General features: G+C 69.0%; 22 protein-coding genes. 7 read left to right on the top strand and 15 right to left on the bottom strand.

The features are described 5' to 3' along the window. Positions 1 to 228: 228 nt before the first annotated feature. Both ABDW59_RS20190 and ABDW59_RS20185 read right to left on the bottom strand, forming a co-directional pair. Positions 229 to 609 carry a LysR family transcriptional regulator gene (locus ABDW59_RS20190; protein WP_343632445.1) on the bottom strand — a complete coding sequence of 127 codons (381 nt, stop codon included), beginning with the start codon at positions 607 to 609 and terminating at the stop codon, positions 229 to 231. Positions 610 to 648: 39 nt separating this feature from the next. Continuing rightward, a complete protein-coding gene (locus ABDW59_RS20185; RefSeq protein WP_343632443.1) occupies positions 649 to 2,781 on the bottom strand; it encodes a diguanylate cyclase in 2,133 nt (710 codons plus the stop codon). 228 nt (positions 2,782 to 3,009) lie between these two features. Between ABDW59_RS20185 and ABDW59_RS20180 the strand changes: the two genes are divergently transcribed. The 4 genes from ABDW59_RS20180 (at position 3,010) to ABDW59_RS20165 (ending at position 7,103) form a co-directional block, all read left to right on the top strand. Next, complete coding sequence (locus tag ABDW59_RS20180) at positions 3,010 to 4,437, top strand: circularly permuted type 2 ATP-grasp protein (RefSeq protein ID WP_343632441.1); 1,428 nt, start codon at positions 3,010 to 3,012, stop codon at positions 4,435 to 4,437. 1 nt (position 4,438) lies between these two features. Next, a complete protein-coding gene (locus ABDW59_RS20175) occupies positions 4,439 to 5,407 on the top strand; it encodes an alpha-E domain-containing protein (protein WP_343632440.1) in 969 nt (322 codons plus the stop codon). Positions 5,408 to 5,477: 70 nt separating this feature from the next. Then, positions 5,478 to 6,317: a transglutaminase family protein gene (locus ABDW59_RS20170; protein WP_343632438.1), complete on the top strand. Its 840-nt coding sequence runs from the start codon at positions 5,478 to 5,480 to the stop codon at positions 6,315 to 6,317. 51 nt (positions 6,318 to 6,368) lie between these two features. Then, the gene (locus tag ABDW59_RS20165) at positions 6,369 to 7,103 is read left to right on the top strand and encodes a proteasome-type protease (RefSeq protein ID WP_343632436.1); all 735 of its coding nucleotides are present in this window, start codon (positions 6,369 to 6,371) and stop codon (positions 7,101 to 7,103) included. 18 nt (positions 7,104 to 7,121) lie between these two features. Here the strand turns inward: ABDW59_RS20165 and ABDW59_RS20160 are convergent, their stop codons facing one another. The 11 genes from ABDW59_RS20160 to ABDW59_RS20110 form a co-directional block, all read right to left on the bottom strand. Next, positions 7,122 to 7,742 carry a nuclear transport factor 2 family protein gene (locus ABDW59_RS20160; protein WP_343632434.1) on the bottom strand — a complete coding sequence of 207 codons (621 nt, stop codon included), beginning with the start codon at positions 7,740 to 7,742 and terminating at the stop codon, positions 7,122 to 7,124. Beyond that, positions 7,643 to 8,053, bottom strand: a complete 411-nt coding sequence (locus ABDW59_RS20155; RefSeq protein ID WP_343632432.1) for a hypothetical protein — start codon at positions 8,051 to 8,053, stop codon at positions 7,643 to 7,645. Before ABDW59_RS20155 ends, ABDW59_RS20160 begins: the two co-directional genes overlap by 100 nt. Then, on the bottom strand, positions 8,050 to 8,757 hold the full coding sequence (locus ABDW59_RS20150; RefSeq protein WP_343632430.1) for a DUF433 domain-containing protein: 708 nt from the start codon (positions 8,755 to 8,757) through the stop codon (positions 8,050 to 8,052). The genes ABDW59_RS20155 and ABDW59_RS20150 overlap by 4 nt, the downstream gene beginning before the upstream one ends. Positions 8,758 to 8,977: 220 nt before the next feature. Further along, on the bottom strand, positions 8,978 to 9,775 hold the full coding sequence (locus ABDW59_RS20145) for an amino acid ABC transporter ATP-binding protein (RefSeq protein WP_343632428.1): 798 nt from the start codon (positions 9,773 to 9,775) through the stop codon (positions 8,978 to 8,980). Beyond that, complete coding sequence (locus ABDW59_RS20140; protein ID WP_343632426.1) at positions 9,759 to 10,412, bottom strand: amino acid ABC transporter permease; 654 nt, start codon at positions 10,410 to 10,412, stop codon at positions 9,759 to 9,761. Before ABDW59_RS20140 ends, ABDW59_RS20145 begins: the two co-directional genes overlap by 17 nt. Beyond that, positions 10,409 to 11,131 carry an amino acid ABC transporter permease gene (locus ABDW59_RS20135; RefSeq protein WP_343632424.1) on the bottom strand — a complete coding sequence of 241 codons (723 nt, stop codon included), beginning with the start codon at positions 11,129 to 11,131 and terminating at the stop codon, positions 10,409 to 10,411. The genes ABDW59_RS20140 and ABDW59_RS20135 overlap by 4 nt, the downstream gene beginning before the upstream one ends. Before the next feature lie 108 nt (positions 11,132 to 11,239). Beyond that, the gene (locus ABDW59_RS20130) at positions 11,240 to 12,064 is read right to left on the bottom strand and encodes a transporter substrate-binding domain-containing protein (protein ID WP_343632423.1); all 825 of its coding nucleotides are present in this window, start codon (positions 12,062 to 12,064) and stop codon (positions 11,240 to 11,242) included. After that, entirely contained in the window at positions 12,061 to 12,846 is a 786-nt protein-coding gene (locus tag ABDW59_RS20125; protein ID WP_343632422.1) for a GntR family transcriptional regulator, read from the bottom strand. The genes ABDW59_RS20130 and ABDW59_RS20125 overlap by 4 nt, the downstream gene beginning before the upstream one ends. A gap of 159 nt (positions 12,847 to 13,005) precedes the next feature. Next, positions 13,006 to 13,767 (bottom strand): hypothetical protein, encoded by a 762-nt coding sequence (locus tag ABDW59_RS20120; protein ID WP_343632421.1) that lies wholly within the window; start codon positions 13,765 to 13,767, stop codon positions 13,006 to 13,008. A gap of 122 nt (positions 13,768 to 13,889) precedes the next feature. Further along, positions 13,890 to 14,750, bottom strand: coding sequence for a carboxylating nicotinate-nucleotide diphosphorylase (nadC, locus tag ABDW59_RS20115; protein WP_343632419.1), 861 nt, complete (start codon positions 14,748 to 14,750; stop codon positions 13,890 to 13,892). A gap of 17 nt (positions 14,751 to 14,767) precedes the next feature. Then, the gene (locus ABDW59_RS20110) at positions 14,768 to 15,466 is read right to left on the bottom strand and encodes a fumarylacetoacetate hydrolase family protein (RefSeq protein WP_343632417.1); all 699 of its coding nucleotides are present in this window, start codon (positions 15,464 to 15,466) and stop codon (positions 14,768 to 14,770) included. Positions 15,467 to 15,584: 118 nt separating this feature from the next. Between ABDW59_RS20110 and ABDW59_RS20105 the strand changes: the two genes are divergently transcribed. From ABDW59_RS20105 to ABDW59_RS20095, 3 genes are all read left to right on the top strand, one after another. Next, the gene (locus ABDW59_RS20105) at positions 15,585 to 16,733 is read left to right on the top strand and encodes a septal ring lytic transglycosylase RlpA family protein (RefSeq protein ID WP_343632415.1); all 1,149 of its coding nucleotides are present in this window, start codon (positions 15,585 to 15,587) and stop codon (positions 16,731 to 16,733) included. Positions 16,734 to 16,937: 204 nt separating this feature from the next. Then, positions 16,938 to 18,086 (top strand): GGDEF domain-containing protein, encoded by a 1,149-nt coding sequence (locus tag ABDW59_RS20100; RefSeq protein ID WP_343632413.1) that lies wholly within the window; start codon positions 16,938 to 16,940, stop codon positions 18,084 to 18,086. Continuing rightward, complete coding sequence (locus ABDW59_RS20095; RefSeq protein WP_343632411.1) at positions 18,086 to 19,261, top strand: GGDEF domain-containing protein; 1,176 nt, start codon at positions 18,086 to 18,088, stop codon at positions 19,259 to 19,261. The genes ABDW59_RS20100 and ABDW59_RS20095 overlap by 1 nt, the downstream gene beginning before the upstream one ends. A gap of 30 nt (positions 19,262 to 19,291) precedes the next feature. On the opposite strand, the gene ABDW59_RS20090 is transcribed toward ABDW59_RS20095, so the two are convergent. Both ABDW59_RS20090 and ABDW59_RS20085 read right to left on the bottom strand, forming a co-directional pair. Beyond that, positions 19,292 to 19,636 (bottom strand): DUF3325 domain-containing protein, encoded by a 345-nt coding sequence (locus ABDW59_RS20090; RefSeq protein WP_343632410.1) that lies wholly within the window; start codon positions 19,634 to 19,636, stop codon positions 19,292 to 19,294. Continuing rightward, positions 19,636 to 21,267 (bottom strand): PepSY-associated TM helix domain-containing protein, encoded by a 1,632-nt coding sequence (locus ABDW59_RS20085; RefSeq protein WP_343632408.1) that lies wholly within the window; start codon positions 21,265 to 21,267, stop codon positions 19,636 to 19,638. The genes ABDW59_RS20090 and ABDW59_RS20085 overlap by 1 nt, the downstream gene beginning before the upstream one ends. Positions 21,268 to 21,269 lie beyond the last annotated feature (2 nt).

The raw sequence follows: 21,269 nt of genomic DNA, 5'->3' as shown, positions 1-21,269 counted from the left end.
GGAGGCACGCAATATATATCAGGATATTGCGTGGGGTCGGCGGGGGAGAGCCCGAAGACCCTCTCCCCTGCCCTCTCCCGCAAGCGGGAGAGGGAGTCACCAGCGCTTGTCTTGCCCCCTTGCCCGCTTCCCGGAGCGCTTGTCTTGCCCCCTCTCCCGCTTGCGGGAGAGGGCGGGGGAGAGGGTCTTCCGGGGCCGTCCCCAGCCCCTCCCCGCCCCGCCCGGCCCTCAAGACGCCAGCAACTTCATCAGCTGCCGGATCTCCGACTTGCAAGCCTGCAGGGCCGTCGCCTCGATCTGCCGATACAGCCCGACCAGCGCCCGGCCCGTCTCGGTCAGCGCGCTGCCGCCCCCCTTGGCGCCACCGGCAGCCGTGGCGACCGCAGGCTCCTTCAACGCCCGATTGAGCTCGTCAATCAGCAGCCAGGCCCGGCGATAAGACATGTCCAGCGACTTCGCCGCCGCCGTGATCGAGCCCGTCTCGTCGAGCGCTTCGAGCAGCGCGATCTTGCCGGGACCGACCGCGATCACATCGCCGACGGTGACGCGCATGCGCAACCGCAGCTCGGGTCGCGGTGCGTCGTCGGGTGAGAGTTCTGAAGAAGCCATCGACGGATTACACCGCATGCGCGGCATCGGTTTTCTCGTTCATTCGGCCGTGCGCCAGCAGCCGCGACCCGCGGCCTTGGCGGCATAGAGCGCATCGTCGGCGCGGCCCAGCAGCGCAGCCTCACTCTCCGGCCCGCCGACATGGCAGGCCACGCCGATGCTCGTGGACAAGGTCAAGTCCTGACCCTGCAAGCTCAGCGGCTGCATCACCGCGTCGAGCACCTTCTGCGCCACGGCCGCCGCTTCGCCGGGCTCGTTCAGGTTCTCCAGAATCAGCACGAACTCATCGCCGGCCAAGCGGCAGAGCTGATCGGTCTCGCGAATCACGCCGCGCACCCGGTCCGCGAAGACCTTCAGCACCACGTCGCCGGCCGCATGGCCCAGGGAGTCGTTCACCCGCTTGAAGTGGTCCAGGTCCAGGAACATCAGCCCCAACGTCCGCTCGTTGCGGCGCGTGCGCGCGAGCGCCTCCGACAGGCGCGATTCAAACTGGCGCCGATTCGGCAAGCCCGTCAGCGGATCGATGCGGCTGAGCTGGTCCAACTCCCGCTCCACCTGCTTGAACGCGGAAATATCGGTCGCCAGCGTGTAGACGCCCGCCACCGTGCCGTCCGGGCGGATGTCGGGCACGTACTCGGTCAGCAGGTCGCGGTTGATGCCGTTGGATTCGGAGCGCGTCTCGAAGCGCTGCCGCACGCCCGCCAGCGCGCCTTTGAGGAACTGCAGCCGCGGCGCGTAGAGCACCGGCCCGACGACCTCCTCCAGCGTGCGGCCCAGCACCTGATCGGGCTCCATCCCCATCCAGCTGCGGAAGGTCGCGTTCAGGAAGCGCAGGCGCTGGTCCGCGTCGATGTAGGAGATCAGCACGGGCAGGTTGTCGGCGATCGTGCGCAAACGGCGCTCGCTGGACTCTTGCCGGGTCATCGCCTCCTGCAGCTCGACGGTGCGCTCCTGCACGCGCCGCTCCAAAGAGGCATTGAGCTCCGCCAGCGAGCGATCCTGCGCCGCCTGCCGCGCGGACAGCTCCTGCAAGGCATGCGACAGCACGGCCGCCTCGCGATAGCCGCCGACCTGCGGCAGCGCGCCCTCGCCGAAGTGATGGCGGCGCGCCAGCGCGCCGGTCAGCTCGTCCAACGGGCGGCTCATGCGCCGCGCCAGCCACCAACTGAGCGGCACGGCCAGCGTCAGCAGCAGCACCGCGCTCAGCACGATCTGGCGACGCAGCCGGTAGTAGTCCGCCAGCGCGACAGCCACCGGCTGCCGCACCAGCACCGTCCAGCCCAGGCCCGGGTACGCGCCGTAGCCCTCGCTGGGTACGCTGACGGCGAAGTAGTCGATGCCGTCGGCCTCGTGCTGACGCAGTCCCATGCCGGTCTCCGGCGGCAGCGCGACGGGCTTGCCCTCCAGCTCCGCCGGTCCGAGGATCACCGAGCCGTCCTTGCCCAGCACCAGTGCATCGGCCTGATGCGAGGACATGGTGGCGTCGATCAGCTCGCTCTTGATCTGGCGCGCCCAGCCCCAGCTCAGGTGGACGCCGAACACGCCCTGCAGCTGGCCGCGCGGATCCAGCAGCGGCACCGCGAAGTCGACGAATCGCCAGGGCTCGCTCTGACGAGGGAGCAGCTTCTCCAGCAGCAAGGCCGCATGCACGTCGCCGACGAAGGGCGAGCCCTTGCGCGCGCCCTGCCACCAGGGGCGCTTGGAGACGTCGACACCATCCAGCAGACCACCCGCCGCCGCCACGACCTTGCCCTGCCCGTCGGTCACGCCCAGCCAGGCGAAGTGGTCGAAGCCGACCTGGATCTGGTCCAGCGCGCGGCGCATCGATTCGGGATCCTCGAAACGCCGGAAGGGCTCCAGCTGCGCGAGCACCCGGACCTCCTTGAACTGCTGCGCCATGCCGCGATCCAGCGCGTCGCGGAAGTCGACGGCGACCTGGCGCAGGCTCTCGACGGCGCGGCGCTCGGCATGGGCGCGGGCGAAGTTCTCGATCAGCAGCGCGGAGCTCAGCAGCGCCACCGCCACCGCGGCCAGCACCATCGCGGTGAGCCAGCGGCCCAGCGACGCGCGGGAGCCGCGGGGCGGCACGTAGGCGCCCGCGTCGGGAACGGGCGGCGGCTCTCCGGAGGGGGCGGCATCGGGGGAAGTGAGGACCTGGGCGTCGTTGGGCATTGCAGCAGTTGTAGCGACTGGCGCGTCGGGGCGCAACGCGGAGTATTGCCACTGCACCAGTCACGGGCAAGGCCGAGGCACCGCCCCGGGGCGGCCTTCCCGCACGCACCGGAAACGGGCAAGCTGTGGTAGCCGTCAAGCCCCGCCGGCGCTCGGCGCTGGGCACGGGCCTTGCAATCACGCTCGGGGCGGGCCGCCGGCCGTCGGCGGCGCCGCGTTGGAGACCCCATGCATGCGCTGACCCTTCCGGCCGCCGGCCATTACGACGAGATGCTGCTGCAAAGCGGCGCCATCCGGCCCAGCTACCAGGCCTTCGCCGACTGGCTGCACGCGCAGACGCCCGACGCACTGGCCAAGAAGCGGGCCGAGGCCGATCTGCTCTTCCACAAGGTCGGCATCACCTTCGCCGTCTACGGCGACGAGGCCGGCGCCGAGCGACTCATCCCCTTCGACACCGTGCCGCGCATCGTCCCCGCCGATGACTGGCAGATGCTCGAGCGCGGCCTGCGCCAGCGCGTGACCGCGCTGAACCGCTTCCTCTGGGACATCTATCACGACCATGAGATCGTCAAGGCCGGCCTGATCCCGGCCGAGCAGGTCTTCGCCAACGCGCAGTACCAGCCGGCGATGCAGGGACTGGACCTGCCGCTGGGCATCTACGCGCACATCACCGGCGTGGACCTGATCCGGCATTCCGACGGCGGCTATTACGTGCTGGAGGACAACCTGCGCGTGCCCTCCGGCGTGAGCTACATGCTGGAGAACCGCAAGATGATGATGCGGCTCTTTCCGGAACTCTTCGCCCGCTATCCGATCGCTCCCGTCGCACACTACCCGGCGCTGCTGCTCAACACGCTGCGTCAGGCCAGCCCCGCCGACAACCCGACCGTCGTGGTGCTGACGCCGGGCCCCTTCAACTCCGCCTACTTCGAGCACGCCTTCCTGGCGCAGCAGATGGGCGTGGAGCTCGTCGAAGGCCAGGACCTGTTCGTCAAGGACGGCTTCGTCTTCATGCGCACGACGGTGGGTCCCAAGCGCGTGGACGTGATCTACCGCCGCATCGACGACGCATTCCTCGATCCGCTGGCCTTCCGCGCCGACTCGATGCTGGGCGTGCCGGGGCTGCTGTCGGTCTACAAGCAGGGCCACGTGGTGCTGGCCAACGCCGTCGGCACCGGCGTGGCGGACGACAAGTCCATCTATCCCTACGTGCCGGACATGATCCGTTTCTACCTGGGCGAGGAACCCATCCTGCACAACGTGCCCACCTGGCAATGCCGCAAGCCGGCCGACCTGGATCACGTGCTCAACCACATGGCCGAGCTGGTGGTGAAGGAAGTCCACGGCGCCGGCGGCTACGGGATGCTGGTGGGGCCGGCGTCGACGGCGGCGGAGGTCGAGGACTTCAAGCAGCGGGTGCGGGCCAACCCATCCAACTACATCGCGCAGCCCACCCTGTGTCTGTCCAGCTGCCCGACCTTCGTCGAGCGCGGCATCGCGCCGCGCCACATCGACCTGCGGCCCTTCGTGCTTTCGGGCCGCGAGGTCAACATGGTCGCGGGCGGGCTGACGCGGGTCGCGCTGAAGGCGGGCTCGCTGGTCGTCAACTCGTCGCAGGGCGGCGGGACGAAAGACACCTGGATTCTGGAGAACTGAGATGCTCAGCCGTACCGCCGCACAGCTCTACTGGATGAGCCGCTACATGGAACGCGCCGAGAACCTGGTGCGCATGCTCGACGTCACGCACTCGCTGTCGCTGCTGCCGCAATCGCGCGGCGCGGCGACGGAGCTGGCCGCGCCGCTGGCCATCACCGGCACGCTGGAGGCCTATCAGGCGCGCCATCCGCGATTGAGCGCGGAGCAGCTCTTCCGTTTCATGGGGATGGATCTGGAGAACCCCGCCTCGGTGCTGTCCTGCCTCCGCCAGGCGCGCGAGAACGCGCATGCGGTGCGCGGCCAGATCACCGCCGAGATGTGGGAAGCCCTGAACACCAGCTGGCTGGAGGCGCGCGAACTCGCGCGCAAGGGCGTGGTGGAGCCCTCGTCCTTCTTCGACTGGGTGAAGGAGCGGTCGCACCTCTTCCGCGGCGCGACCTACGGGACGCTGCAGCGCAACGATGCGTATTGCTTCATCCGGCTGGGGACCTTCGTCGAGCGGGCCGACAACACGGCGCGCCTGCTGGACGTGAAGTCGCAGCTGATCGCGCCGGCGGTGGACTCGCTGGCGCCGGTGGACGCGCCCAGCGAGAGCGCGCCCGACTTCTACGCCTGGAACGCGCTGCTGAGATCGCTGTCGGCCTTCGAGGCCTATCACGCGGCCTATCGCGACAGCCTGAACGGCCGCCGCGTGACGGAGCTCTTGATCCTGCGGCCGGACGTACCGCGCTCGCTGCGCGCCTGCTGCGACGAGATCCGCTCGGTACTGCCGCAGATCGAATCGCGCGAGGGCGCGCAGGACGCGGGCCGCAGTGTCAAGCAGAGCGCCGGTCGGCTGGCGCTGAGATTGGAGTACGGTGCGGTGGACGAGATCCTTGAGCAGGGCCTGCACATCTGGCTGACCGGCTTCCTGGAGGACTCTGCACGTTTGAGCCTGGACATCCAGCAGGCCTACTTCGAGGCGCAATGAGCGGCGCTTGTCGCTGTCATTTCTCTTTGCTCATTGCTCATCGCGCCTCGGCCATTCAGGAGCTCCGGCCATGCATCTGCACATCTCGCACGAGACCGTCTACGACTACGACGCCCCGCTGTCCCGCAGCACGCAGTACCTGCGGCTGACGCCGCGGCGCTCGCGCGGGCTGCGGATCCTGCACTGGGGTCTGGCACTGCCGGCCCCGGCGAGCAGCTGCGCCGACGCCTTCGGCAACACCATGCACGTGCTGAGCCTGGACGGTCCGCGCCGCGACATCGTCCTGCGGGCCATGGGCGAGGTCATCACCGACGACGGCCCGCCGCGGCCCGATCCGGAGGACGAGCTGCCGGCGCCGCTGTTCCTGCGGGACAGCGTGCTCACACGCGCCGATGAGGCGCTGCGCGGCTTCGCCGCCGGCTTCGCGGACGCGGCCAAAGCCGATGCCCACGGGGCGCTGCTGATGCTGATGTCCGCCATCGGCGAGCGCATGCCCTATCTGCGGGGCTACACCGACGCGGCCACGCCCGCGGCGGAGGCCTTCCAGACGGGACGCGGCGTCTGCCAGGACCACGCGCAGGTCTTCGTCTGCTGCGCGCGGCTGCTGGGGCTGCCGGCCCGCTACGTCTCGGGCTATCTGGCCACGGACGCGGAGCACGTCGCCAGCCACGCCTGGGCCGAGGTCCGCCTGCCCGACGCGAAGCCCGAGGACGACGCGAGCAGCATGGCAGGCGGCTGGCTGGGCTACGACATCAGCAACCAATGCCTGGCCGACGGCCGGCATGTGAAGCTGGCGATCGGGGCGGACTACCTGGACGCCTGCCCGGTGCGCGGCGTGCGCACGGGGGGTGGGCTGGAGACGATGCGGGCCGAGGTGCTCGTGAAGCCCGGCACGGGCGATCAGCAGTGAGGACGCGCGGCCACGGCGCCCAGCAAGCCTGATGCGCTACGCTTGAGACCCATGACTTACTGTGTTGCCATGCGGCTGCGTACCGGCCTGCTGTTCGCCTCGGATTCCCGCACGAATGCGGGCGTGGACCACATCGCGACCTTCCGCAAGATGAATCTCTTCGAGCAGCCGGGCGATCGCCTGATCACGCTGCTCACCGCCGGCAATCTGGCGACGACGCAGAGCGTGGTGAGCCTGCTGCGCCAACGCGCCAAGGGCGAAGGCCCGCATGTGATGAGCCTCACGTCCATGTACGACGTGGCGGAGCTGGTGGGCCGGACGCTGAAGGAGGTCGTCATCCGCGACAGCGAGGGCAACGGCCAGTTGAACCAGGGCGTGGACTTCGGCGCCAACTTCATCGTCGGCGGGCAGATCCGGGGAGAGACGCCGCGCATCTTCCACGTCTACCCGCAAGGCAACTTCATCGAAGCGACCGAGGACACGCCCTATCTGCAGATCGGCGAGTCCAAGTACGGGAAGCCCATCATCGACCGCGTCATCGACTTCGACAGCTCGCTGGCGGAGGCGACCAAGTGCGCGCTGATCTCGTTCGACTCGACGATCCGGAGCAATCTGTCGGTGGGGCTGCCGATCGACATGCTGCTCTACAAGACCGACAGCTTCGCGCCGGCGGAACCGCATCGGATCACGAAGGACGACCCTTACTTCACCACGATCAGCCAGGGCTGGGGCGGCGGGCTGAAACGGGTGTTCGAGCAGTTGCCGGACGAGGATTGGTTCGCGTGAGCGGAATGGACTGAGGTCTCATTCCTTGCAATCGCAGACATCGCTGCCGTTGTCGAAGACCACGCGCCAACGCCCATCGGGATCGAGCCGCCACGTCGATGCGAAGCGCGCGACAACCTTGCCCTTCACATGGACCGGCCCGGTGCTGTAGCCGAGCTTGCCGTCCGGGAGCACCTCGACCAGGTCGGGCGCCCAGGAGAACGGTGCCTCCGCGCCCTCGAAAAAGCGTTTCCATGACGCGAGCACCGCGGCTCTTCCGCGCAGCGGCGTCTTGCCATTGATGAAGACCGCATCCTCGGCGACGAAATCGGCAAAGGCCTTGAAGTCCCGACGCGCCATCGTCGCGGCGAAGGCGATCTCGGCATCGCGGACGGGGTTGACGTCGCTTGTCGGCATCGGCGGCGCCGCCGTCGCTTCGGACATCGAGAACATCGCCATGGCGCCCGAGCTCAGCGCGAGCGTGGATCGGAGGATCGAGCGTCGGTCAGGCATGACGAGCTCCAAAATGGGATGACGGAGTCTAGCCAGCGAGGCAGAAATCAGAAGGAAGTCAACTTGCGAGCGGAGCTGGTCTTCCAGGGCACGCGGTAGAGCCCCTTCCGCGCTGTCTTCACGTGCTCCAGGATGATCGGCCACCATTCGACGAGTCGTTCCGCGATGGCCCAGAAGCCCTGGCCATTCCATTGCGGGTCGAGTACGTAGCCGATCAGCTCGTTGCGATGGAATGTCGCCCGCTCGTCTCCGCCTTGCTTCTTGAGCTTGTCGTTGGTGACGACCACCCAGTTGGCACCGTGATCCTGAAGACGGTTGAGCCACACCACATCGTTGGCGCCTTGAGGAAAAAGGTCCTTGAGGTGGTGAACGCGTTCCACGACGCACTCCTGACGGGACAGCTCGCCAATCGCCTTGGCCAGGTCGATCGACAGGTTGTTGTCGAAGATGAACTTCATGCCGCCAGTCCCTCCTCGAAGGCGACAGCCGCCATCACCTCCTCAGGCGTCACTCGCCAGATGCGCGCGACGAACTCGGTGTTGCCCTTCTCGGCGCGATGCGAGAGCGACAGCGTGTCCGTCGCCACGTTGGTACGCAGCAGGATGGGTTTTCCGAAACACCGCGCCGGGTCAAGCACGATCACTCGCTCATTCGGAACGGGGAACCAGCGCAGCGAGTTGCCCTCCCCATCGAACTCGACACCGTCGAACAGCGAGGGCCGAATCACGGCGTCGAGCACGAGTTGCCGTGCCTGGACGTCCAGCAAGCGCGATGGCTGCCCGCCGACGCCGACGATGTCCATGAAGATCCGCTTCCCATCCGTCAGGAAGCGCCGCGACTGCAGCGGATACGGTCCGATCTGCTCCTGAGCAATGGCGATGGCCGCGCGAATCGTCAGCAACGAGACACCTTGCGCCACGAGCTTCGCCACCACCCGCAGTTCCATCAGATCCTTGAACCCGAGCACATACCGGTCGCCGATCTCCTCGTCGTCCCAGTACTGAAGCAGCCAGAGCGGAGGTGTGGTGCGGATGCCGTGTTTCGTCCTGCGCGAGCTGCCTTTCAGCCATCGACGCACGCTGCGCAAGTCCACGCCCACGAGCCGTGAGGCTTCGTAGGTGGAGTAAAGACCGGTACCGACAAGGGAATGACGCTGGCTCATGACGAGGCAGTCTATCGACGCCCCGATCGCTTGAAAGGCCGATTCCATCGGCATTCCCGGGATTCCGACTTGTCCGAGTCGGCGCCCCTGCAAGGATCGGTCAGGCGGGCGTTTCAGATGACATTCACTGCGGATCCGATCCGCCGCACCATCGTTGCGAAAGACACACGCGTCACTCGAGCCAAGCGCGACGCGTGACGCGTAACGCGCCCCACCGATCTCAATCGTGCAGCGACGACAGGAACTGCTTCAGCTCCGGCGTGCGCGGCGACCCGAACAGATCCGCCGGGGGACCGATCTCATGCACGCGGCCCTGATGCATGAAGATCACCCGATCCGCCACCTTGCGCGCGAAGCTCATCTCGTGCGTGACCATCAGCAGCGTCATGCCCTCCTCCGCCAGCGACTCGACGACGCGCAACACCTCGCCGACCAGCTCCGGATCCAGCGCCGAGGTGATCTCGTCGCACAGCAGCACCTGCGGCTCCATCGCCAGCGCACGGGCGATCGCGACCCGCTGCTGCTGACCGCCGCTCAGCTGATCCGGCATCGCGTCGAATTTCTCCGCCAGACCGACCCGCGCCAGCAGCGCCCGCGCCTGCTCCGCGGCCTCCTTGTCGGAGCGCCGCTTCACCAGCGTCGGCGCCAGCATCACGTTGCGACCCACGCTCAGGTGCGGGAACAGATTGAAGCTCTGGAAGATCATCCCGACCTGCTGACGCAGCGCGCGCATCGCCATCGCGCTGTCGTGCAGCAGCGGCTTGTCGGCCACGCGCAGCGAGCCGTCCTGGAACTGCTCCAGTCCGTTGATGCAGCGCAGCAGCGTGCTTTTGCCCGAGCCGCTCTTGCCGATCAGCGCGATCACCTCGCCCCGCATCACGTCCAGGTCGATGCCCTTGAGCACCTCGTTGTTCCCGTAGGACTTGCGCAACGCGGTGATGCGCACGATGGGCACGCCGGGAAAGGGCGTGACCCGCGGCAGTTGATCCTCAGCGATGTCGTCAGGCAGCGCGGCCATGCTGTTTCCTTTCCAGTTGTCGGGCGGCCAGGCTCACGGGGAAGCACAGCGCAAAATAGAACAACGCCACGCAGCCGAAGACCAGGAAGGGCTTGAAGCTCGCGTTGGCGATCATCCCGCCGGCCTTGGTCAACTCCACGAAGCCGATCACCGAAGCGAGCGCGGTCCCCTTGATCACCTGCACCAGGAAACCCACCGTCGGCGCGATGGCCAGCCGCATCGCCTGCGGCAGGATCACATGGCGCAGCTGCTCGCCGAAGCTCATCGCCAGGCTGCGCGCGGCCTCCCATTGGCCTTGCGGCACGGCCTCGACGCAGCCGCGCCAAATCTCCGCCAGGTAGGCGCTGGTGTAGAGCGTCAGCGCCAGCGAGGCCGCCGTCCACGCCGACACCTCAATGCCCAGCAGCGCCAGCCCGAAGTAGGCGAGGAAGAGCTGCATCAGCAGCGGCGTCCCTTGGAAGACCGCGATGTAGACGCCGATCGCGCGCCGCGTCCACGGGCCCAGACCGATACGCAGGCACAGCAGCGCCGCGCCCACCAGCCCGCCGCCGATGAAAGCGATCAGCGACAGCGCCACCGTCCAGCGCAGCGCGAGCGCCAGGTTGCGCAGGATGTCCCAGAGGGTGAACTCGATCATGGACGGGCTCCCGCGCCGCTGGGCGATGCCGATGCCATCGGGGTTGACGTCCGGGCGGGCCTGCGGCCGAAGAACCAGCGCGGACCGGCCCACAGCAGCAAGCGGCGCACCGCCATCGACAACGCCAGATAGATCAGCGTCGCGATGATGAAGGCCTCGAAGGCGCGGAAGTTGCGGCTCTGAATGAGGTTGGCGGCGTAGCTGAGCTCCTCGGTGGAAATCTGCCCGCACACCGCCGACCCCAGCATCACGATGACGATCTGGCTGGTCAGCGCCGGCCACACGCGCTTGAACGCGGGCGGCAGGATCACGCGCGTGAAGACCTGCATCGGACCGAGGGCCAGGCTTTGTGCCGCCTCCCACTGCCCGCGCGGCGCGGCCTGGATGCCGGCGCGCAGGATCTCGGTGCCGTAGGCGCCCAGGTTCAGCGTCATCGCGATCAGCGAGGCCGCTTCAGGCGAGAGCTTCACGCCCAGCGACGGCAGCCCGAAGAAGATGAAGAAGAGCTGGACGATGAACGGTGTGTTGCGCAGCGCCTCGACGTAGGCACCGACCGCGCGGCGCAGCCACGCCGGACCGCAGACGCGCGACCAGGCGCCCGCGGTGGCGATGAGCAAACCCAGCGGCACTGCCACCGCGGTGAGACCGACCGTCCACGCCAGACCGCGCAGCAGCAGCGGCCATTCGGCGAGGACGGCGCCGAAGTCGAACTCGATCATGGGAAGGTCCTCATCGCGGGAAGTACCGGGAGTCGATCCATGCGCGGCGCGCGAGTCCGGGACGTCAGCGACGCTGGATATCCACGGCCGGCGCGATCGCGCGCCGCATCACAGCGGTAGCTCGCCGGCGCCGCGGCCCAGCCACTTCTTGGAGAGCGCTTCCAGCTCGCCGGCCTGCTTGGCGGCCGCGATGATCGTGTTCACCTTGGCCAGCAGCGCGTCCTCGCCCTTGGCGACGCCGACGAAGCAGGGGCTGTCCTTGAGCAGCAGCTTGTACTCGACGTTCAGCCCGGGTTGACGCTGCATCAGGTTGCCGGCGACGGCGGCGCTGGTGGCCAGCACCTGCGTCTGGCCGGCCGCGAAGGCGGCGATGGTGGCGTTGTTGTCCTCGAAGCGCTTGAACTCCAGCGAGGCCGGCGCGACCTTGGCCAGCTCCTGATCCTCCATCGCGCCGCGGGTCACCGCGACGGACTTTCCGGCCAGGTCGGCGAAGCTCTTGACCGTGACGTTCTTGGGCGCGAAGACGGCCTGGAAGAAGGGCGCGTAGGCGGCGCTGAAGTTGATGACCTTCTCGCGCTCCGGGTTCTTGCCCAGCGTGGAGATGACCAGGTCGGCCTTCTTGGTCTGCAGATAGGGGATGCGGTTGGCGCTGGTCACGGGGACCAGCTCGACCTTCACGCCCAGCTTGGCGGCGATCAGCTCGGCCATCGCGACGTCAAGGCCCTGCGGCTTCATGTCCGGGCCGACGAAACCGTAGGGGGGGTAGTCGGTGGGGATGGCGATCTTGATGGTCTTGGACTTGGTGATCGTGTCCAGCGCGGTCTGCGCCTGAGCGCCCAGCGCGAGGAGGCCGAGACCGGCGGCCAGCAGCACGCGGCGCGGCATCAGCGAACGGTCGGACGAACGGGGGGAGGAACGGTCTGCGTGGCTCATAGCAAGGCTCCTAGGTAGGGGGCGGGGGCGGATTCGGAGGACTCGGTCTCGCCGGACCGCGCCGCGCGCGATCGGCGCGAGGCCGGGAGGACGGAGGCGGTGCCGGTCGGCGTCACCGGCGCGAGCGCCTGGCGCAGTTGATGCAGCGGGTCGTCGGTCGGCGTTTCGAGCTGCAGCGCCGACTGCACACTGGCGAGGTGCTCGGCCATCAGCGCCTCCGCGCGGGCGGCGTCGCCCTGCTCGAGCGCGGCGACGATGGCGACATGCTCCTGGCAGGACTGCGCGGCGTCGTGAGAGGACTGGTAGAGCATCGCGATCAGCGTGGTGCGCGCGGTGAAGTCGCGCAGCGCGTCGGCGAGCAGGCTGTTGCCCAGGCACTCGGCCAGGCAGACGTGGAAGTCGCCGAGGAGGAAGCTGCGCGCGCCCACATCGTCACCGCGCAGCGCGGCCCTCTCCTGCGCGAGGTGCTTCTTCAATCGCGTGAGCGCGGGCTTGTCGAGCGCGGGTCGGCCGCGCAGCAGGCCGAGCTCGATGACGCGGCGGGCCTCGAAGGCCTCGCGGGCGTCATCGCGCGAGGGCTCGATCAGATACCAGCCGCGACGCGCGCTGACCGTGACGATGCCGCGCGCGGCCAGCCGGGTCAGCGCCTCCCGCACGATGGTGCGGCTGCAGTCGAACAGCATGGCCAGCTGCTGCTCACCCAGCCGCGTGCCGGGGGCGAGCTTCTGCGCCAGCACCGCTTCGATGATGCGTTGGCTGATGTCGGTGGCGGTGGTGCCCATGCACGGGGCTTTGCAGCTTCCGTGCCAGCCGCCGCGTCAGCGCGCCTTCCCAGGTGCACCGGTCTTGTATGCAAGGCTGGCGATCATCCGCGCACCAGGCTTGCGCACAAGATTGGTGTGGCGGGCACTGGGCGGGTGCCCGCCACGGTGCGGCGCGCGTCAGGCTGCGGCGTGGCCGTTCTCGGTCTCGGTCTCGGTCTTGGCCATTTGCGGCAGGGCCGCGGGCGCGGGCCCGGAGATGCTGGAGGGCGGGGTCAGAAAGGGCGCGTCCTTGATCCTGTCGTAGAGATTGAGCAGCCGGCGCTCGGCACGCTCCAGCAGCGTGTCGTAGCGCATGAGCGTCACGGTCCCCAGCGTTCCATAGACGAATGGCTCTTCCTCGCCGCGTTCTATCGCCGAGCCCAGCACGTAGCCATCCACCTTCGAGCCGGGCCGGAGGCAGCCTTTGCTTCGCAGCTCCTTGATGTACTTCCACACCTGAGCCCGCTCGGCGTCGCCGATCTCCTTGCCGGTCGTCTTCAGTTCGATGATCACGATGCGAGCGACGCCGTCCACCTCGTGGCCGCCGTCATAGGAAGGACAGGCGTAGAGGCCGACGCTGGATTCGGGCAGAACGACGAAGTCGGGACGGTTGCGGGAGCCGCATTCCGTCGGCAGCTTGAGCAGCTGCCGGATCACGCGCGTCATGCCCACGTTGGACGTGAATTCCGCCGACTCGAATTCCGACCCGAGCATCCACAGCCCGCGCTTGAAGAGCGGCTGCAACTCGTGCACTTCATCAACGCCAATCACGTCGAGCTTCCCACGCAGCTCCGCCATGAGCCGCAGCCGCGCCTCGACCTCGTTGAGCACCAGCGCCGCCATGCTGGCCGACCACCGGCTCAGGATCTCCCGGAGCGCCCCGGCATTGGCGTCGGGCACGCGTTCGTCATTGCTTGCTTCCATCCTGGCTGACTCCTTCGAAGAAGGCCGCCAGTGTCAGAAAGAAGTTCGGCGCCAGATATGGCGCCGAATTGCAGAGCTCGCTGATGTTTGAGCCAGCGTCAGCCGTCGACCCGCATCGAGTAATCAACCGCCTTCGCGTCCTTGGTCAGGCGCCCGACCGAGATCCGGTCCACGCCCGTCGCCGCGATCCAGCGCAGCTGGTCCAGCGCCACGCCGCCCGACACCTCAAGCAAGGCCTGACCCCCGGCGATGGTCACCGCCTCGCGCATCATCGGCTCGCTGAAGTTGTCCAGCAGCACGCTGACCGCGCCGGCGCCAAGCGCCTCGCGCAGCTGATCCAGCGTTTCGACCTCGACCTGCACCGACACGCCGGCGTTCAAGGCCTGTGCCGCGCGCAGCGCCTGCGACACGCCGCCCGCCGCCGCGATGTGGTTCTCCTTGATCAGAATCCCGTCGTAGAGCGCCAGACGCTGATTCGCACCGCCGCCCACGCGCACCGCGTACTTCTGCGCCAGGCGCAGACCCGGCAGCGTCTTGCGCGTGTCCAGCACCACGCAGCCGCGCGGATTCGGGCTCGCGCCCTCGATCGCGCGGGCATGGGCCCGCGTCGTGGTCGCCGTGCCCGACAGCAGTTGCAGGAAGTTCAGCGCCGGCCGCTCCGCCGACAGCAGCGCACGACCGTCGGCCTCGATGCGGCAGACCACGGTGTCGGGCGCCATGTCGGCGCCCTCCTCGTAGAGCCACTCGATGCGCGAGGACCCGTCCAGCGCCGAGAACACGCCCTCGAACCAGTCGCGGCCGCACAGCACCGCCGCCTCGCGTACCCGGACATGGGCCTTCACGCGGCGGTCCGCCGGCACGAGGCGTGCGGTCCAGTCGCTGATGCCGATGTCCTCGAACAGCGCATCGCGGATGTTGCGCGCGCGGGCCTCGTCCAGGGTCTCGTTGTGATCGAACATGCGGTCGGCCCGAGCGCTTACTCGGCGTCGCCGATGGTGATCGTCAGCTCGCCGAAGCCCTCGATCACGCCGACGATCTTGTCGCCCGGCTTGACCGGGCCCACGCCCTCGGGCGTTCCGGTGTAGATCAGATCGCCCGGCTCCAGGTGATAGAACTGGGACAGATTGGCCACCAGCTCGGGGATGCTCCAGATCATGTCGGACAGGTCGCCGCGCTGCTTCTCGACGCCGTTCACGGACAGCGTGATCGCGCCCTTGCTGAGCTCGCCCTGCTCGCTGCGCGGCACCAGCTCGGTGATCACGGCCGAGTGCTCGAAGCCCTTGCCCAGATCCCACGGGCGGCCGATGGCCTTGGCCTCGTTCTGCAGGTCACGGCGCGTCATGTCCAGACCGGCGGCGTAGCCCCAGACCGCGTCGGCGGCCTGCTCGGGCGTGGCCTTGAAGACCGGCTTGCCGATGGCCACCACCAGCTCCATCTCGTAATGCAGGTTCTTCGTGCCGGGTGCGTAGGGGATGGTCCCGCCCGACGGCGCCAGCGCGTTGGCCGGCTTGGTGAAGTAGAACGGCGGCTCGCGATCGGGATCGCTGCCCATCTCGCGCGCGTGGGCCGCGTAGTTGCGGCCGACGCAGAAGATCCGGCTGACGGCGTAGCGCGCGTCGCTGCCGCGCACGGCCACGGCGGCCTGCGGCGCTGGGGGGAAGATGTAGGTGCTCATGACGGTGCGGACTGGACGGTCGCAAGGACCGGTAAGGGGAGGAAAGCAGGGGAAACGCAAAAAGCGAGCGTGGAGCATAACCTTGGCAAAACCGTGGCGCATTGCTAGGGTTGCGCCCATGTTTGAAGCCCGCCCCGCCGGCCAGCGCCTGGCCGTCCTGACGTGTGCCCTGATCCTGGCCGCTTGCGCCAGCCGCGGTCCCGCCCCCAGCCGTCCCGTCCCGGGCGGTCCCAAGATCACCACCTGGCCCGACAAGGACGGCCCCGGCACCGACATCCCGTCCGACCTTCAGAGCATCCCCAACGCGATGCCCAAGATGGAGAACATCCGTAAAGGCGGGCCCAACAAGCCCTATGAGGTCCTGGGCGAGCGCTACGAGCCCGTGGCCGACGACAAGCCGCTGGTGCAGAAGGGCCTGGCGTCCTGGTACGGGCGCAAGTTCCACGGCAAGCCGACCTCCAGCGGCGAGGTCTACAACATGTATGCGATGACGGCCGCCCACGCGACCATGCCCATCCCGAGCTACGCCCGCGTCCGCAACCCCAAGAACGGCCGCGAGGTCATCGTCCGCATCAACGACCGCGGTCCCTTCCACAAGGGCCGCGTCATCGACCTGAGCTACACCGCCGCGCTCAAGCTGGACGTGCTGCACGGCGTCGCCCCGGTCGAGATCGAGCGCATCACCTACGAGGACATCCGCACCGGCGCCTGGACCAAGGACCGCGACACGCTGTCGCCCGATCCCAAGGTCGCGCCCGACACGCCGGTCTACGCCGCCGCCACGCCCAGCGGCGCGCCGACCCTGCCGACCACCGCGCAGCTGCGGCCGCCGGTGACGCCGGCTCCGGTGATCGCGGCGGCGGCACCGGCTTCGGACGGCATGGTGCAGATTCCGATCACCGCCCTGCCCCCGGGCAGCGATCTGCCGCCCGCGGGCCAGTCCAAGGCCGACGCGGTCGCCACCGCGACCGCCGGCGCGATCGCCGCGACCGATTCGCGCGCGCCGGTCCCGGCGCTGAAGATCGCGGCCGCGCAAGGCTTCTGGCTGCAGTTCGGCGCCTTCTCCCGCCTCGAGGGTGCGGAGCAGCTGCGCGAGCAGTTCACCCGCGGCATGGAGGAGCTCGCGCCCATGCTGACCATCTTCAAGGACAAGAACCTGCACCGCTTGCAGGCCGGCCCGTTCAGCAGCCGCGAGGATGCGCGGGCAGCCGCCGAGCGCGTCCGTACCGCGATGGCGCTGACGCCGGTACTGGTCGAGCGGCGCTGAGCCCCGGCGGCGCCCGCTTTCCGATAGGCGCGCCAACGGCGCCCGCCCGGGCCTCGGATTTGCCGGGCGAGGGCCTCGCCCGGCCTCTCGCCGCGCCGGCAGTCCACCGCGGGATCCTGGCCGCACAAGGCGCCGTGGAACGGGGGACATCGGCTGTCGTGCGCACGATTGTGTGCCTCTCAGCCCTTTGCGATGATGGCCCGCATGCCGCCGCTCGACGCCGACACGTTGCTGATGGTGATTGCCGTGTTCGACGCTGTCGCTTGCGTCGTCTGGCTGTTGCTGGGCCAAGCGCTGCGCATCGCGCCGCGCGCCGCGCGTTTGATCTCCGCGCACCACGGCCTGCTGGCGCTGTCGTGGTGGCCGGGGCTGACGGGGTCACTGGAGATCTCCGTCGCCTTGCCGCTGAGCATCCTGGCGTCCGGCCTGCTCACCGCCGGCGTCCGCGGCCTGATGCGGGCGCGCTGCCCGCTGGGCGACATCGCCGCCATCGTGGGGATCTCCTTGCTCGCGGCCGCCCTGTCCTATCCGAACCTGGCCGCCGCGCGCGTGGTCGACAACGTCTCCGGGGCCCTACTGACCGTGATGGCGGCACGGGACATCGCGATCGGCGCCGGCTTCGGCCTGCTGCTCACCGGCACGCTGCTGCTGCCCTACGCGGTGCTGGCCGGCGTCTGCCTGTGGCGGGCCGCGGAGCTGCTGGGCTGGTTGCCGCCTGCGCTGGCGCTGTCCGGCATGGCCGACAACGCGCCGCTGTCGCTGCTGCGGCTGGTCGTCAACCTGACCATCGCGACAGGTCTGGTGGCGCTGGTGCTGCAGCGCCTGATCGCGCGCGTGCGTCACCTCACGCGGCGCGACGCACTGACCGGCTTGCTGAACCGGCGTGCGCTGGAGGAGCAGCTCGCCCGCTTGCAGGCGCAGGTCGACCGCGGCCGCGGCCACGCGCTGGTGGTGCTGGACGTCGACCATTTCAAGCGCATCAACGACGAGCTGGGACATGCCGGAGGCGACGCCGCGCTGCAGCATCTGTCGACCGTCATCGGCGAGACGCTGCGTGACACCGACGCCTTCGGCCGCATCGGCGGCGAGGAGTTCGCCGTCCTGTTGCCCGACACCGACATCGCCGGCGCGACGCTGGTGGCCGAGCGGCTGCGCCGCCTGCTGCAGGAGCGGCCCTTGGACTGGGATGACAAGACCTGGCCCCTGAGCGCGAGCTTCGGCGTGGCGACGATGCGGCGCGAGGACCTGCAAGGGCGCGGCGCGCTGGCGCGAGCGGACGCCGCGATGTACGCGGCCAAGGCGCGCGGCCGCAATCGCGTGCTGCGCAGCGCCGACGAGGCGGAGTTCGCCTGATGCCGGCCACCGATCCCAGCTCGATGATCGCGGCGCTGGTGGCGATCTTCGCGGTCGCCGCGGTGGTGTGGCTCATGATCGCGGTGGGCCTGCGCGAGTCGCCCTGGGGCTGCGCCAGCCTGGCGGGCGCGAACACGTTGCTGGCCGCGTCCTTCCTGCTCAACGACGGCGGATTCTTCCCGCATCTGCTGCCGATGCAGGCCTTCGTGGCGGACCTGCTGTCGCTGGCGGCCTTCGGGCTGATCCGCGTCTCGGTGCCCTTGATCGGAGAGCGGCCGGCGCCGTGGCGCAATCTGCTCGCGGTGGTCGCGGCGGTGCCGCTGCTGAGCGCCATGCTGGTCATCGGCCCGGAGCCGCTGCGCCGGCAACTGCTGATGGACAGCGCGATGAGCGGCTTCTGTCTGTTCGCCGGGTTGGACGCCTTCCGGCTGCTGCGTCGGCGCGGGCTGCGGGCGCGCACCGCGTCGGTCATCGCGTTGCCCTTGCTGGTGGTGGCGCTGCTGGTGCTGTCGCGCCTGGTGGCGGCGCTGCTGGCGCCGGCGCAGGTGGCGGAGCTGGACGTCCGCAGCCCGTTCAATGTCGCGTGGTTATGGGCCTCGCTGGTGCTGGCGATGGCGATCAACGGCTGGATGGCCTTTCTGCTGCTGATGAAGCTGGTGTTGCAGATTCGTCGGCTCACGGAGAGGGATCCGCTCACGGACGCGCTCAATCGGCGTGCGTTGTCGCAGGCGATGGATGTCGAGCACGCGCGGCAGATGCGCGGCCACGGCTATGCGGTGGTGCTGCTGGACATGGATCGCTTCAAGCAGCTGAACGACACGCTGGGGCATGCGGCGGGGGACGCGGCGTTGAAGGCGCTGGTGGGGATCGCGTCGTGTTGTCTGCGCGAGGTGGATCTGCTGGGGCGGCTCGGTGGGGAGGAGTTCTGCGCGCTGCTGCCGCACACCGACATCGCCGGCGCGATGCTGGTGGCGGAGCGCATGCGGGCGGTGCTGGAGGGACTGCCCTTCGAGTGGAATGGGCAGAAGTGGCCGTTGACAGCGAGCTTCGGGGTGGCGGAGTCGTCAGCCAAGGACGTCAGCGCGGCGGAGGTCATGCGGCGCGCGGATGCGGCGCTTTATCGGGCCAAGGGGCAAGGGCGGAATGTGGTGCAGGCGGTGGAGACGGAGGCGTAGGGGTGAGGGCCGTGCCACACAGCGAGCCCATCACCTCCACCCTGGCGCCGTCAACGGCATGAGCATCACCGCCGCCGCGCCGACAGCCAGCGCTGCGGCGGGCAGCCGTTTCGGCCACCACGTGATCAGCGCCACCACGGCCACGGCGCCGGCAGTCAACTGCACGGTCCACATCGTCCACGCGATACCGTAATCGCTGCGCGGGATCACCGTCCACCAAGACGCCAAGAAGGCCACCGCCGCCGCCACCCGCAACCTGCGCACGCGCCGCGCGCTAGGCTCGGCCTCCAGCGCATCCTCATGATGGCGCTCCATCGCCAGGCACAGCGCCGCGAAGGCCGCGAACGAGCAGAGCATCGGATGCAGCAAGTCCATCACGCGCCCTCCGTCGCGGTGCTCGGCGCCTTCGCCGTCTGACCGGCTTTCCTGCACACCGGCGGCGCCGCCCGCGGCCCGCACTTCCACGCCATCACCGCCAGCAGCGCCGCGATCACGACGAAGCCCGCATTCACCGCCCGCACCGTCGCGCCCGCCTGCCAGAACGGCCATCCGCCGACGATGTCCATCACCGGCAGCGCCGCCCACGCCATCGCGCCGGCAACGAACAGATGCCGCCATCGCGCCCCCAGCGCCGCGGCCAGGAAGCCCAGCGCGAGCACGCCATAGAAGACCTTGATCTCCCCATCCGGCCGCTCGGCCATGTCCAGCGGCAGCCATCGCGTCGCATGGCAGAACGCCGCCATCGCGATCGGCAACCCCGCGATGGCACCGATGTTCAGCGCATCCACCAGCTTGTGCCCACGCCCCACCCCCACCTTGCGACGCTCCGCATCAGCGCGACGCTTGACGCTCCACAACACCAGCCCGGTCGCGATCATCGCGGTGCCCAACAGCCCCAGCCCCGCCAGCACGAAGCGCAAGGACATGTCCGCGAAGCGCGCCACATGCAGGCCGTAGAGCACGCCATAGGTCTTCGCCGCCGGCCGCTCGTTGTCGGCGCGTCGGATCAACATCAGCGACTCCGCGTCGTAGAACAGGCGCGGCCCCCGGTACTGCAAGCGATCGCCGTCATTCGGCGTGAACTCGATCACCGTGCGCGAGCCCTCACGTTGCAGGCCGATCCCCTCGACGCGGCCCTCCGGCATCTGCCGCCGCACGTCGTTCAGCACCTTCTCCCACCCGGCTACGCCGATGGCGGGCAGCGGGCTCTGCGCCTCACCCTCGCGTGCTCGGCCACGCGGCACCGCGTCCCCGCTGAGCTCGCTGAAGTACGCCGATGACTGCTTCCCGAAGGCCGCGTCGATCGGCGCCGGCAGGTACATGCTGTGCATCGTCATCAGCCCGCTGAAGGTGATGACCAGATAGAACGGCAGCGCCAGCACGCCGCACACGTTGTGCGCGTCCAGCCAGGCGCGCTGCGTCGCCTTGGACTTGGGGCGGAAGGTGAAGAAGTCCTTGAAGATGCGCCGGTGCGTGACCACGCCGCTCAGCAGCGCGACCAGCATCAGCAGCGTCGCCAGGCCCACCACCCAGCGGCCCTCCAGGATCCACTTGCTCTGCTGCGCCGAGCGCAGCTCGAAGTGGAAGCGATAGAAGTACTCGCCCGCGCCGAAGGTCTTGCGCACCGGGATGACCTCGCCGCTGGACGGGTCGAGATGGCGCTGCTCGAAGCGCGCGCGCTGGCCCGGCGCCGCCGGCGCGTTGCGATAGAAGACCGAGGCTTGCGGATGACGCTCGTCCGGGACGCTCAGCCGCCAGCTGGTGGCCTGCGGCGCAAGGCGCCGGATCGCGTCCTCGTAGCCCGCCAGCGGGGTCGCCGTCAGCGGACCGGCGGGCGGCAGCGCGTGCAGCTCGGGGCGGCTCCACAGGTTGAGCTCGTTCTTGAAGAAGGCGAAGGTTCCGCCCAGGAAGATCGCGAACAGCAGCCAGCCCAGCACCAGACCGGTCCAGGTGTGCAGCCACGCCATCGCTTGGCGGAAGCCTTCGCGCGCGCCGTCGGTTCTCATGT

Origin of the sequence: Roseateles sp., from assembly GCF_039595295.1 — a bacterium.
Classification (GTDB): domain Bacteria; phylum Pseudomonadota; class Gammaproteobacteria; order Burkholderiales; family Burkholderiaceae_C; genus Roseateles.
Note: the sequence above shows the minus strand (reverse complement) of the source record. Positions and strands in the feature narration are given on the sequence as shown.

Excerpts from the sequence above, each read along its gene's own strand:
- ABDW59_RS20085 (WP_343632408.1), bottom strand. The coding sequence starts at position 21,267 with ATGAGAACCGACGGCGCGCGCGAAGGCTTCCGCCAAGCGATGGCGTGG.
- ABDW59_RS20110 (WP_343632417.1), bottom strand. The coding sequence starts at position 15,466 with ATGAGCACCTACATCTTCCCCCCAGCGCCGCAGGCCGCCGTGGCCGTG.
- ABDW59_RS20090 (WP_343632410.1), bottom strand. The coding sequence starts at position 19,636 with ATGGACTTGCTGCATCCGATGCTCTGCTCGTTCGCGGCCTTCGCGGCG.
- ABDW59_RS20140 (WP_343632426.1), bottom strand. The coding sequence starts at position 10,412 with ATGATCGAGTTCACCCTCTGGGACATCCTGCGCAACCTGGCGCTCGCG.
- ABDW59_RS20170 (WP_343632438.1), top strand. The coding sequence starts at position 5,478 with ATGCATCTGCACATCTCGCACGAGACCGTCTACGACTACGACGCCCCG.
- ABDW59_RS20185 (WP_343632443.1), bottom strand. The coding sequence starts at position 2,781 with ATGCCCAACGACGCCCAGGTCCTCACTTCCCCCGATGCCGCCCCCTCC.
- ABDW59_RS20165 (WP_343632436.1), top strand. The coding sequence starts at position 6,369 with ATGACTTACTGTGTTGCCATGCGGCTGCGTACCGGCCTGCTGTTCGCC.
- ABDW59_RS20190 (WP_343632445.1), bottom strand. The coding sequence starts at position 609 with ATGGCTTCTTCAGAACTCTCACCCGACGACGCACCGCGACCCGAGCTG.
- ABDW59_RS20125 (WP_343632422.1), bottom strand. The coding sequence starts at position 12,846 with ATGGGCACCACCGCCACCGACATCAGCCAACGCATCATCGAAGCGGTG.
- ABDW59_RS20095 (WP_343632411.1), top strand. The coding sequence starts at position 18,086 with ATGCCGGCCACCGATCCCAGCTCGATGATCGCGGCGCTGGTGGCGATC.
- ABDW59_RS20100 (WP_343632413.1), top strand. The coding sequence starts at position 16,938 with ATGCCGCCGCTCGACGCCGACACGTTGCTGATGGTGATTGCCGTGTTC.
- ABDW59_RS20160 (WP_343632434.1), bottom strand. The coding sequence starts at position 7,742 with ATGGTGGCCGATCATCCTGGAGCACGTGAAGACAGCGCGGAAGGGGCT.
- nadC (WP_343632419.1), bottom strand. The coding sequence starts at position 14,750 with ATGTTCGATCACAACGAGACCCTGGACGAGGCCCGCGCGCGCAACATC.
- ABDW59_RS20130 (WP_343632423.1), bottom strand. The coding sequence starts at position 12,064 with ATGAGCCACGCAGACCGTTCCTCCCCCCGTTCGTCCGACCGTTCGCTG.
- ABDW59_RS20175 (WP_343632440.1), top strand. The coding sequence starts at position 4,439 with ATGCTCAGCCGTACCGCCGCACAGCTCTACTGGATGAGCCGCTACATG.
- ABDW59_RS20155 (WP_343632432.1), bottom strand. The coding sequence starts at position 8,053 with ATGAAGTTCATCTTCGACAACAACCTGTCGATCGACCTGGCCAAGGCG.
- ABDW59_RS20135 (WP_343632424.1), bottom strand. The coding sequence starts at position 11,131 with ATGATCGAGTTCGACTTCGGCGCCGTCCTCGCCGAATGGCCGCTGCTG.
- ABDW59_RS20150 (WP_343632430.1), bottom strand. The coding sequence starts at position 8,757 with ATGAGCCAGCGTCATTCCCTTGTCGGTACCGGTCTTTACTCCACCTAC.
- ABDW59_RS20105 (WP_343632415.1), top strand. The coding sequence starts at position 15,585 with ATGTTTGAAGCCCGCCCCGCCGGCCAGCGCCTGGCCGTCCTGACGTGT.
- ABDW59_RS20180 (WP_343632441.1), top strand. The coding sequence starts at position 3,010 with ATGCATGCGCTGACCCTTCCGGCCGCCGGCCATTACGACGAGATGCTG.
- ABDW59_RS20145 (WP_343632428.1), bottom strand. The coding sequence starts at position 9,775 with ATGGCCGCGCTGCCTGACGACATCGCTGAGGATCAACTGCCGCGGGTC.